Source organism: Schaalia sp. Marseille-Q2122 (assembly GCF_903645355.1).
Lineage (GTDB): Bacteria > Actinomycetota > Actinomycetes > Actinomycetales > Actinomycetaceae > Pauljensenia.
In genome coordinates this window covers 85,402-97,271 of the sequence record NZ_CAHJXR010000002.1, presented here as the reverse complement: position 1 = coordinate 97,271, position 11,870 = coordinate 85,402, and the positions used below count along the sequence as shown (strand labels likewise).

Sequence of the window (11,870 nt, the reverse complement as noted above, 5' to 3'; positions counted from 1 at the left end):
TGCTCACAGCTTCAAGGCTCACAGCTTTGACACCCACTCCGCGTAGAACATGCCCACGCCCACAGCAGCAAAGAGCGCAGCGACCAGCCAGAAGCGAATCACGATCGTCACTTCCTTCCAGCCGAGCAACTCAAAGTGATGATGCAGCGGCGCCATGCGGAACACGCGCTTACCCGTCATCTTGAACACGCCAATCTGAATGACATCAGAGACGGTCACCGCAACGAAAAGGCCACCAATAATGACCGCGAGGAACTGCGTATTCGTCAGAATCGACAGACCCGCCAAAGCACCACCCAGCGCAAGGGCACCCGTGTCACCCATGAAGATCTGCGCAGGAGACGCATTCCACCACAAGAAGCCAGCCAAAGCACCCACCAGCGCCGCACAGAACACCGCCAACGCCAAAGGATCACGCGTCTCGTAGCAGGCAGACACATTCAGCGTGCCGCCGCAGGCCTGAATGCGCTGGAAGTAAGCAATCACCATGTAGGCGCCAAAGGCAAAGATCGAAGCGCCCGTTGCCAAGCCATCCAGACCGTCAGTGAGATTCACGGCATTCGACCACGCCGCGATCAAGAAGTTCACCCACAGAAGGAAAAAGACAACGCCCACCCCAAAACCCAGGAACATCAGGTCAATGCCGCTGGGGCGAGCAAAAGAAATCGTCGTCGAGGCAGGCGCAACATCATGGTCGCCCGGGTTATACAGGGCGCCCACAGCAAAGAGTGAAGCAATAACGAGCTGGCCAATGATCTTCGCACCAGCATGCAAACCAAGGGAACGCTGCTTGCGGATCTTAATACCGTCATCCAAAAGGCCAATGACGCCCAAGCCCACAAAGAGGAACACCAGCAGGAAAGAGGACCAGTCGACGCCCCCATTAATGAGAGAGCCCGCCAGCCAAGCCACCACCGTCGCAAAAATAAAGACAACGCCACCCATCGTGGGAGTGCCACGCTTAGTGAGATGCCCGGTCGGGCCATCCTGACGGATGAACTGACCAAACTCGTTGCGCACAAGGAAACGAATGAAGACCGGGGTGAGGGTAATCGACAGCCCGATGCCCACAATAAAGGCAACAATCAACCCAATCACAGGGCCACTCCCCTTTCCTTCAGGGCATCAGCGACACGCCAGGCTCCTGAACCCAAGGAACCCTTCACCACAATAACCGCTTCTTCGGCTACTGCCTCTATCACAGCATCGCAGGCTTCCTCAGGGGAGAAAACCTGCACCGTCCGCGTGTCTGAATCATGCCCCTCACAGTAAGGGCCGGCTTCCTGGCCTAGAGCGACCAGCAAGGACACTCCCGCTTCGCGGGCCATCTGGCCAACCTCACGGTGGGTAGCCTCACTTGCCTCACCCAACTCGAGCATCTCACCCAGGACAGCGATCTTGACCCGATCCAATCCCAAACGTCCCAACGAGGACAGGGCCGCACGCATGGAATCAACATTGGCATTGTAAGAGTCGTCAATGAGCACCACGGGGTGACCAGCCAGGGTCATCTCCTGCACATCCATGCGATGGGGGGACAGGGGTCGAGCCTCGTTCAGAACCGCAGCAACATCCCCCACACTCAAGCCGAGCTCACAGCAAGCCGAAGCTGCCGCCAGAGCATTATGAACATGATGCGGGCCCACAAGCTTCAGGGAAACAGCGGCGCAGTCCTCCCCTGCGCAAAGGGTAAAAGAAGCACGATCATGCTCATCAATCGACAGGTCCTCAGCCCTATAGTGGGCATCGTCAGCGCCCCGGGTACTGAAGTAGCGCACTGCAGCAGGAGCCTTCTCCGCCATCGCACGCACATACGGGTCATCGGCGTTCAGCACAGCCGTCCCCTGCGGACGCAGGCCCTCCACCAGTTCAGCCTTCGCGTGGGCAATACCCTCAACGGAACCAAAACCACCCAGGTGAGCGTGACCCACCATCAACTCAATAGCAATATCCGGGGCGGCAATATCAGTGAGGTAACGCAGGTGACCAGCGCCCGAAGCCCCCATTTCCAGGACAAGATAGCGAGTGTCAGCCTCGGCCTTCAATACCGTCAACGGCAAGCCAACCTCGTTATTGAACGACAACTTCGGCGCAACCGTCGCAGCCTTCGACCCCAGGATCTGAGCGAGCAGATCCTTCGTCGTCGTCTTCCCCGCCGAACCGGTCACAGCAACGACCTCAATCATCCCGGTAGCGCGCAGATCCTCCAGATGAGCGTGCGCCAAGCGGCCCAACGCCACCGTCGACTCCTCCACAACGATCTGAGGCACAGAGCACTCCTCGCGCTCGACCTCCACCATGACCGCCACTGCGCCATTGGTGATCGCCGCATCAATGTACTCATGACCGTCAGAGTTCTCTCCACGACGAGCAACATAGAGCGCTCCGGGGGAAGCCTCACGCGAGTCCGTCACCACCGCGTTCACCTCGTCGTTGGTATGACCAACGAGGCGACCGTTGACGGCCGTGGCAATCCAATCCACCGGTCTACGCATCGAATGTCCTTCCTGGAACTCTGCCATCATTCAGCATAACCATGGCATTACTTGGGGTAGCTGTCGTACAAAGTCGGGGGCGTTGCCGAAGCCGGGATCGACAGGTTCCTTACCGCCTGAGTGACGACCTCACTAAACAGCGGTGCCGCCGACTCCGATGACAACAAGCCAACCTTCGGATTGTAGAGCACCACGGCCACCGCCAACCTGGGAGCTTCGGCCGGAACAACACCCGCAGTCGTCGACACCACAGCAGGCGCACCATCAACGAAGATATCGGCCGTACCCGTCTTCACCGCAACACGGTAGCCCTCAACCTTCGCAGGCTGACCCGTCCCCAAAGGCTCATGCACAGCCGACTCCATCATGGTGATGAGCTTGCGAGCAGTCTCGGGCTTCATCACCTCAACAGGCTTGACCGGTTCAGGCGTGTGGACCGTCTGATCAGGCATCGTCCAGGAATCCACAATGCGCGGAGGCATCCGCACTCCCCCATTGCCAATCGTCGCCATCAGCGAGGCTTCCTGCAGCACTGTCACCGAATACGACTGACCAAACATCGTCACATAACGGTCACGCCCCACCCACTCGGAAGCAGGACGCACCACGCCAGCAGACTCGCCCGGCAACTCGACGCCGGTCGCAGCACCAAACCCCAGCCGCTGCATCATCTCGTAACGATCCTGATCAGACACGGTCTCACCAACAGCCACCGTGCCGGTATTCGACGACTCCGCAAGGATCCCCGTCGTCGTCATCGGCATCGTCTCATGCACATGGAAGTCACTAATCGGACCGCCAGCATCCGCAGGCTCAATGGAATACGGGACAGTGAACACCGTCGTTGGATCCACCGTTCCCTTATCCAAAGCCGTCGCAATCGTCACGACCTTCCCCACCGAACCAGGCTCAACGGCGTACTGGACTGAAGCGACAGCCTGCACATCATCAGTCGACGGGTCCTTCGCATTCGAATCCGCCATCACCAGGATCCGACCGGTGGACACCTCCTGAATGACCACCGCACCCCAGTCAGCCTGATGCTTAGCCACCCGGGCATTGAGAGAATCCTGAATCAAGTGCTGCAAGTCGCCGTGCAGGGTCGTCGTCAGCGTCGCCCCATCCAATGGCTCCTCACTGACCCGCTTCCCACCGGGCATAATCGCGCCATTGGGAGCGATCTCGTAGGCCTCCTTGCCCGGCGTGCCGCGCAGCAGCTCCTCGAAAGTAAGCTCCAAACCCGACACGCCCTCAGGCTTGACCGAGTTCTCGTCACGGTTACCCAACTTGCCCAGCAGCGGGGCAGCCGTCGCACCATTGGGATAGATGCGCTCAAACACTGACTCCCACTCAATACCATGAATATCGAGGGCGCGAATCTGGCGATACGTCACCGCGTCAACGTTCTTCTTCAGGTAGGAATACGGCGATGTCCCCACCATCTTGCCGCCAAGCTCAGCTTCATCCATCCCCAGCAGTGGCGCCAACTGACGAGCAGCCTCCGCCGGGCCACGGCCTCGGACAACCCAGTCTTCCTTGCCGTCGGGGCCAGTGATCTTCTCCCAGTGCACGTAGTTGAGAATGTTCTTTTGATTAACGGCAATGTGGTAGGTCTGTACAGAGTCAGCCAGGATCATGCCCTTCGCGTCAACAATCGCCCCACGGCGAGGAGGAATCTCCGACGCGGAAGTGCGCAGCTGCTGACCTTCAGCGGCCAACACTGGCCCTTGGATCACCTGAATCCAGAATAGATTCACCGCACACAGACACAAGGCCACGCTGAATCCAATGTGGAGCCAGCGTGGCCTTGAGTGTGACAACATGTGGTGTTCCCTTCCCGATTATCGAGCCGAATTACCGCCTTCGATGGTCCCGCTCGACAGGGTGATAATGCCCGTTTTCGCGGCTGGAACCATGCCCATGTTCTTCGCGGCCTTTTCAAGGTTCCCCGGTGAGGATACTTCACGAAGCTTAGTGCGAGCTGTCCACGCCTCCGCTTCCAGGCGATTCAATTCGAGTTGTTGCTCACGAATCGCAAAAGAAGTCTGCGCCATCCGCGTGTTCAACACCATCGGAACGACAATCGCCGTGACCAACACCAGCACGATCACCACAACAATCGGGAGGAGGCGTCGGCGTTGACTCACGCCCTCGACAACACGAAGCTGCGGTGTGGAGACCTCGTGGAGGAAATCGGGACGGGATGCTGGACGCGTGCGTGCGGCACTCGATGCGCTCATGCTCTATTCCTCCAAGGTTCTATCAGTTCAGCCCCGCGCAAGCGCACCGGAGCAGATCGAGGGTTACGGGCGAGCTCAGCCTCGTCAGCCCTGCCCGCACCGCGGGTGAGCAAACGAAGGCTGGGTCGCATGTCGGGCGGCACGAAAGGCAAGCCCGGCGGCGTGCGATCTTCGCTTCCTTCACGAAGGATCGTTTTGACAATGCGGTCCTCCAGGGACTGGTAGGACTCGACGACGAGGCGCCCGCCCACCCGCAGATGGGACAGTGCGCGCGGCAGCGCCTCCTCAAGAATCGTCAACTCGTCATTGACGGCAATACGCAGAGCCTGGAAGGTTCGCTTCGCAGGGTTACCTCCCGTGCGCCGCGCAGGCGCCGGGATAGCGTCACGAACCAGATCAGCAAGCTCGCCCGTGCGTTCCAGCGGCGCACTCTGGCGACGCTCAACGATCATGCGGGCAATGCGTGAAGCGAATTTTTCTTCCCCATAGACCTTGAGAATGCGCGCCAGTTCACGTTCCGTCGCCGTGGCGAGCAGCTGGGCTGCGCTAACGCCCTTGGATGGATTCATGCGCATGTCCAGGGGCGCGTCTTTGGAGTAGGAGAAGCCGCGTTCAACCTCGTCAAGCTGCAAGCTGGACACGCCTAAGTCCATGAGAATGCCGTCAACGAGGCCATCGTTGCCGAACTCGGAGGCGACCTCGTCCACATGGTCGTAGGTGGTGTTGACGGCCTGGAAACGCTCACCGAAGGGCGCCAGGCGCCGCGAGGCGAGGGTGATTGCTTCCGGGTCGCGGTCAATGCCGATGACGGTCAGCTCTGGGAAACGCCGGAGTGCGCCCTCGGTGTGACCGCCCATGCCCAGGGTGCAGTCGATGAGGATAGCGCCGGAGTGAGCGATGGCAGGCTCAAGCATGTCGAGGCATTCGTTGAGGAGCACGGGGATGTGCAGTTGTGCGGCGTCACGCGCGCCGTCATGCGACTGGGGGGCGTTGGGCGTGTTGGCTGTGTTGGCTGTGTTGGCGGCGTTGGCGGCGTGATCGGCCTCAGGGGCGTCGCTGATGTCAGCAGGGTCCGTGGTGTCGCTTGCCATGGGTCACCTCCTTCGGCGGTTCGTGCGAAGCACTGTGCTTCGCATGTGTGGCGAGGCGAGTGCCTCGTTGTTGTGTGGCGAGGCCAAGGCCTCGGTATTGCCTCGCGAGGCCCCGGCCTCGCGCGCGGTGGGTGTGTTCGCTTCGTTGGGCGAGGTCCCCCACCGTGCTCTGTCAAAGGGGAAGAAGAGACAGAACAGCGGGCGGAGACCTCACTCAACGAGTCAGAACATGCCCGGGATAATTTCTTCAGCTGTGTTGGAGAAGACCTCTTCCTGTTCGGACAGGTAGTCCTTCCAGGAGTCGGCATTCCATATTTCGGCTCGCGATCCGGCGCCAATGACAACCAGTTCACGGCCAAGACCTGCGTAGGTACGCAGGTCTGCGGGGACTGTGATGCGACCTTGCTTGTCGGGCACTTCCTTGTAGGCACCCGAAAGCATGACGCGAATCCAGTCACGCGCTTGCTTTGAGGACAGCGGAGCACGGCGGAGTTCTTGGGTCATGACCTCAAACTCATGCGCGGGGAAGGCGTAGATGCAGCGCTCTTGTCCTCGGGTGAGGACGATGCCGCCCTCCATGTCGTCGCGGAAGCGGGCAGGCAGGATCACGCGGCCCTTGTCATCGAGCTTTGGCTCGTAGGTACCGAGAAACATGCGCCACCCCCTTCCCCATCGTGTGACATTAGCCCCCACTTTACCCCACCTTCCACCACCATTAACACCCCCAAGCGGATTTTTCAGCGTTTCGGAAGAGAAAATTGGCTGAATTTCAGCGAAAAATAGGGGTGGAGTAAAGTGGAGGGTTTTTTGCGCGGCGCGTCGGATTCAGCCTCGATTCCCACCTCCCCCCAATGCACGAGGTGCCCGCCGCCACTCCAGCGCTTTCCGAGCCCATTCCGCATGCACCTCCCCGCGCAAACCTCGACTAGCCCTACGTTTCCGCAGGCAAAGGAGTGTTCAGCCTCCCTCTCAGGGCGTGAAAGTTCCGAGGAGAAGAGCCCTCCGGCAAGGTGTGGTGGGAGGAAGTGGAGGAGGTTGTGGTGGGAAATGGAGGAGCCCGGGGTGGGAAGTGGTGGATGCCGGGGTGGGAGTGGAGGCCGGGTGGGAGTGGAGGAGCAAAGTGGGGCGGCGGCGCGCGCTGCTTGCGGCTTGCCTGGGCACACACCCCCACCCCATGGGAGGGGCGTTGCACTTTCTGGGGGTTATGCGGTGCGCAAACTACAACGCAGTGTGCAAAAGCCAGGCAGGCAGCAACGCAGTGTGCAAAAGCCGGGCACACACCCCCACCCCATGGGAGGGGCGTTGCACTTTCTGGGGGTTATGCGGTGTGCAAACTACAACGCAGTGTGCAAAAGCCAGGCAGGCAGCAACGCAGTGTGCGAAAGCCAGGCAGGCAGCAACACAAAAGGGGCTGCGCCTGACGCGCAACCCCTGTGCAGGTACTCCCGGGAGCCCCTTCAGCTTCTCGCCCGCTATTAGCCGTGTCGGCGGTCGTCCCATCGGCGTTCTTGCCGGTCAATGAAGGTCTGCCAGGATCGGCCTCGCGGAGTTTTCGCCGCCTTCGCAGGCTTCTTCCCGGTGGAGGGCTGGGTGTGGAGGGCAAGCATGATGCCGCCAAGCATGGAGACGAATCCGACGACGCCAAGGAGGATTGACCACAGGCTGTAGCCCAAGGTGACGGCTGCAAGGAGGATACCCAAGCCGATGACGGCAATGACGGACCCAGCGGCAACGTAGCGGGGGACGAAGTGCCCGCGAGCGCGCGGGTTGTCGGCTTTGTCCATTTGGGCGGCAAGCCTTGACGCTGATGTTGCAGCTTCCGAGCTATCACGGGAAAACTCTGCCTCAAGTTCTTGAAGAACTTGCTTCTCGTATTCTGACAGGGCCATCTCGCACCTCCTTGCTGCGTGATTCGTCGTGTGATTGCAGTGTACCGGTTATCGCTCTATTGGCCTATTTCAGTCCTGAAACTCCCCTTCGCTGGGAGTTACCTGAACTCGTAGTTTGCTGGTGCCGAGAAGGGAGGCCGGCGCGAGGGCGCCGCGACCGAAGCGTTGGGCGATGGTGTCCATTGCTTCTTCGGTGGCGCGAGGTCGACCGTCATCGTCAAGGGCGACGGCTACCCCGTCTTGGCGTGACTGGAGGGTTTCGGCGCGCACGCCGAGGAGTCTGACTCCAGCAACGGGTATTCCTTCGGCATGGAGGAGGGCTTGGGCGTGCTCGCCGATGGTACGGCCAAGATCGGTGGGGATACTGAGGGTGGCTGAGCGTGTGATGGTGTGCCGGTTGGCGTCTCTGATTTTGATGCTGACTGTCCAGGCGACCATGTGGGCTCTGCGGAGTCGGCGGGCACAGTCGTGGGCGGCTTCGAGGAGGAATGCGTCGATTTCTTCGGGGTTTTTCAAGTCGCGCTCGAAAGTGCGTTCGGTGCCGATGGATTTTTCGACAGGCCGTGGGGCGACGCTGCGTGGGTCTATTCCCCAGGCGAGGTTGTGAAGGTGGTGTGCGGAGGCTGCGCCGATCCATCGGTGGAGGTCGTGGATGGGCGTGTGGGCGAGTTCTGCGACGGTGTCAATGCCGCGTTGGCGGAGGATTTCTTCCGTTTTTGCGCCGACCCCCCAGAGGGCTCCGACGGGTAGGGAGTGGAGGAAGTCGACGGTGGCGGCCTGTGGGATGAGGAGCAGGCCGTCGGGTTTAGCGTGGGCGGAGGCGATCTTGGCGACGGATTTCACGCTGGCTATCCCGACGGAGGCGGGCAGGCCGACCTCGCTGCGGATGCGTTCACGGAGGTTGCGGGCGATGTGGGTGGAGGAGCCGAGCCTGCGGTGGGAGCCGGAGACGTCCATGAACGCTTCGTCGATGGAGAGCTGTTCGACGACGGGGGTGAATTCGGCGATGATGCTCATGACGCGGGCCGAGTAGTGGCGGTAGAGGCTCATGGGCGAGTGGACGAAGTGGGCGTTGGGGCACAGGGAGCGTGCCTGCATGGTGGGCATGCCAGCGCGGACGCCGAGGGCGCGGGCCTCGTAGGTGGCGGAGGTGACGACCCCGCGAGCGCTACTGCCGGCGACGATGACGGGCCTGCCTGCGAGGTCGGGGTTTTCTTTGAGTTCAACTTGTGCGTAGAAGGAGTCCATGTCGACGTGGAGGATGTCGGCTCCGGTGTCGTCGTCTCCCCAGTTGCGGCGGGCGTGTGGGGAGCGGGGCGCGTTGGACATGGTCCTGCTCTCCTTTCTGTGCCGCTGCGCTGTGCGCCTCCTATCCTACGCAGGGGTGGGCTGCGGGCGTGCGGGGGCTTGCCTGTAGGCTGTGCGTCATGGCATCACATCGTTCGGGGCGCGGCATGGAACAGCGCGAGGTTTCTTCTGGGTCGGCATCGTTGATCTGGGATGGTTCGCGGGCGACCGTCTTTCTTGGGTCGGTGGAGTCTTCGTGCGTAGATGTGGAGCATCCTGAACACTTGGAGTTTGAGTACATGCAGCACATTGATGTGCTTGCTCAGGTGTTTTTCGGTGCGGATCGGCCGCTGAAGGCTCTGCATGTGGGTGGGGCTGCGTGTGCGTTGCCGTGGGCGTGGGCGCGGCGCAGGCCGGGGTCGCGTCAGACGGCTGTGGAGGTCGACGCGCAGCTGGTGGATCTGGTGCGCGAGTGGTTTGATCTGCCGCGTTCCCCGGAGTTGAAGATTCGCGTGGAGGATGGGCGTCGAGTGTTGGATACGACGCGGGAGGGCAGTTGGGATGTCATAGTCCGTGACGCTTTTGATCACGGGATTGTGCCCGCTCACCTGGCGACCGTTGAGGCGGCGCAGGCGGCTGCTCGCGCGCTACGCCCCGGTGGTTTTTATGCGTTGAACGCGGGTCATGGGGGCGGGTCGGATGCGCGCACCGAGGTCGAGGCCCTTGCCCGCGCCTTTGAGGTGGTGGTGGCAATTGCGGACCCGAAGGTGGGGCGCAATGGGCGTCGCGGCAATGTGGTCCTGTGCGCGTTTTCTCCCCTGCGCGACGAGGAGGGCCAGATCCTGGGGACTTCACCGGAGGCTGTGTGCGACGAGGTCGACCGTTTGCTGCGGCGCCTGCCTCTTCCGGCGCGGATTATGCGCGCTGATGAGGTGCGCAGGTGGCAGGCGGGTGCGAAGTCCCTGCGCGATACGCAGGTGGGGTGGTCGCCTCAGTGATTGACGAGGCCGTCGCCGTCACCTGAGTTGGCGTCGTCACCTGAGTTGGCGTCGTCACCTGAGTTGGCGTCGTCACCTGAGTTGGCGTCGCCTGGTTCGCCATTATGACGCGGTTCGCTGGGCAGGGGCGGGAGGCCTTGTTCCTTGCGGGCTTCGCGCTCGGCAATGCGTTTGAGGACGGCTTCGATTTCGGCGGGCACCTGGCGCCCAGGGGCGGCAGGAGGCGTAGCTTGATCAGCCTCCACAGCCTGTGCCTGCGCAGTCTCAATCGACCCAGCCTCAGTCAGCGCAGTCTCAATCGACTCAGTCCCAATCGACTCAGGCTCAGCCGACTCAGGCTCAGCCGGCGCCATTCCTCGGGCAGAGAGTCGCTGCCATGGGCGGATGACGGGAATGTCCCGCGTCAGGTCATCATCACTCTCACGGGAGGAAAACTGGTCGGGCACCTCGGCGGTGGCGACGTCCTCGACAATCGCTTCAGCCTCCGCATTGACCTCACTGGCCGGAATGCTCGGCTCGCCCGCGACAGTGCCACCCGTGTCGGCGCCTTCACCGGGCGCGCCAGCCTCCTTCTTTACCTCCGGGGCCGCATTCGCTGTACGAGCAGCCGCGTCCTCCAGGAGCGACACCATCCGCATGACATTCTCAACGGCCTGAGCGTCCTCCTTCTCGAAACGCTCAACGGTCGCTAAGTACGCCTCCACGGAGGCACTCAAATCATCCCCCAAAGCCGCATCAAAATCCGCCGATGACGCACCAGCAATAGCCTCGTCAATCGACAAATCGGGCGCCTGAGACCTCAAATCAAGAGCATCGAAGGTTTTCTCCAGGGCGACAACCGTCTGCGCAATCTCCGGATTAGAATCCACCAGCGCACTAATCGCCGCCATGTCATCCGCCGCGCCACGCTCCAAATCACCCACAGGCAGAGCCAAACCCGTCATCTCCGACAGGCGCTTGAGCATCGCCGAGGACGCCGCCGGGAACGCATTCTCCGTCATGTAGTAGGGCACCGAAGCCAACAACGCCACCCCATCAATCCCCACCGTACTCAAGCGCGTCTGCAGGAAAATCGACAGGGGCGAGGGAAACTGCAACGGTGTCACCATCTGCGCCTGATCAGGCACCAGGGAACCATCCGTCGCATGCACGTGCACCTGAACCGGACGCGTGTGCGGCACACCGGAGGGCAAGCCGTGCAGCGACACGGTCAACTCTACGCCGGCCTCGCGAGCCAAATCCGCAACGGCCTGAGAGAAACCTTCCCAACGCAAATCCGGCTCCGGCCCGTGCAACAGCAGCAGGGGCGCACCCGTATCGTCATGGAGCAGATCCAAGGCGATCGTCGGCACCTCCATGCCCGTCGTCACCCAGTCATCAACGGTGACGATCGGACGGTGCGCGCGGTAGTCGATGAGCTGATCAGAATCAAAAGTCGCCACGCGCTGGGCAGGCAGGGTGCGCAGCATCTGCACAACAGCCAGGCGGCCAGCCATCCCCGAATCCATCGCCCCATCAAAATGAGTGAGCAGAATCGGTGATTGACTCCCCATTGCGGGGCCAAAAGAAAAGAGGTCGCTGCTGGAGCTAGGTGAGCTGGGCTGGATGGAGCTGGGGCTAGATGTATCAGTCATGACGCCTCCTTTCGAGCTACTGGCGGTCATGTGGAGGCTGGCGGAGTGCCATTCCCCTCCCTCCAAACTACATGCTTGGCGCATTGTCCACACTTTAGCGGGCCAACACCACATGGCTGCGGACCACACCACATGGCAGACGACGTGAGGAGTCGCACGCGGCACGCGCGCCCCAAATCGGGAAGAATAGACAACCGGCCTTTTGAGCCCCTCACTGCTTCCCTACCGAAAGGGCG

General features: G+C 61.4%; 10 protein-coding genes. 1 reads left to right on the top strand and 9 read right to left on the bottom strand.

The genetic code is table 11. From position 1 onward, the window contains the following. Positions 1-18: 18 nt before the first annotated feature. From mraY to dinB, 8 genes are all read right to left on the bottom strand, one after another. Entirely contained in the window at positions 19-1,098 is a 1,080-nt protein-coding gene (gene mraY, locus HWX48_RS01410) for a phospho-N-acetylmuramoyl-pentapeptide-transferase (RefSeq protein ID WP_175953936.1), read from the bottom strand. Then, complete coding sequence (gene murF / locus HWX48_RS01405) at positions 1,095-2,525, bottom strand: UDP-N-acetylmuramoyl-tripeptide--D-alanyl-D-alanine ligase (RefSeq protein ID WP_254872902.1); 1,431 nt, start codon at positions 2,523-2,525, stop codon at positions 1,095-1,097. Before murF ends, mraY begins: the two co-directional genes overlap by 4 nt. Before the next feature lie 17 nt (positions 2,526-2,542). Further along, entirely contained in the window at positions 2,543-4,318 is a 1,776-nt protein-coding gene (locus tag HWX48_RS01400) for a penicillin-binding protein 2 (RefSeq protein ID WP_175953932.1), read from the bottom strand. Between the two features lie 18 nt (positions 4,319-4,336). Then, on the bottom strand, positions 4,337-4,735 hold the full coding sequence (locus HWX48_RS01395) for a hypothetical protein (protein ID WP_175953930.1): 399 nt from the start codon (positions 4,733-4,735) through the stop codon (positions 4,337-4,339). Continuing rightward, complete coding sequence (gene rsmH / locus HWX48_RS01390) at positions 4,732-5,826, bottom strand: 16S rRNA (cytosine(1402)-N(4))-methyltransferase RsmH (protein WP_175953928.1); 1,095 nt, start codon at positions 5,824-5,826, stop codon at positions 4,732-4,734. Before rsmH ends, HWX48_RS01395 begins: the two co-directional genes overlap by 4 nt. Positions 5,827-6,048: 222 nt before the next feature. Beyond that, positions 6,049-6,480: a division/cell wall cluster transcriptional repressor MraZ gene (gene mraZ / locus HWX48_RS01385; protein ID WP_175953927.1), complete on the bottom strand. Its 432-nt coding sequence runs from the start codon at positions 6,478-6,480 to the stop codon at positions 6,049-6,051. 821 nt (positions 6,481-7,301) lie between these two features. Then, positions 7,302-7,715 (bottom strand): DUF3040 domain-containing protein, encoded by a 414-nt coding sequence (locus HWX48_RS01380; RefSeq protein ID WP_175953924.1) that lies wholly within the window; start codon positions 7,713-7,715, stop codon positions 7,302-7,304. Between the two features lie 69 nt (positions 7,716-7,784). Next, positions 7,785-9,044: a DNA polymerase IV gene (dinB, locus tag HWX48_RS01375; RefSeq protein ID WP_175953922.1), complete on the bottom strand. Its 1,260-nt coding sequence runs from the start codon at positions 9,042-9,044 to the stop codon at positions 7,785-7,787. Between the two features lie 98 nt (positions 9,045-9,142). Here dinB and HWX48_RS01370 point away from each other — a divergent pair, with 98 nt between their 5' ends. Beyond that, positions 9,143-10,000 (top strand): spermidine synthase, encoded by an 858-nt coding sequence (locus HWX48_RS01370; protein WP_175953920.1) that lies wholly within the window; start codon positions 9,143-9,145, stop codon positions 9,998-10,000. Here HWX48_RS01370 and HWX48_RS01365 read toward each other — a convergent pair. Further along, positions 9,994-11,634, bottom strand: a complete 1,641-nt coding sequence (locus HWX48_RS01365; protein WP_175953918.1) for a PAC2 family protein — start codon at positions 11,632-11,634, stop codon at positions 9,994-9,996. The genes HWX48_RS01370 and HWX48_RS01365 overlap by 7 nt on opposite strands. Positions 11,635-11,870 lie beyond the last annotated feature (236 nt).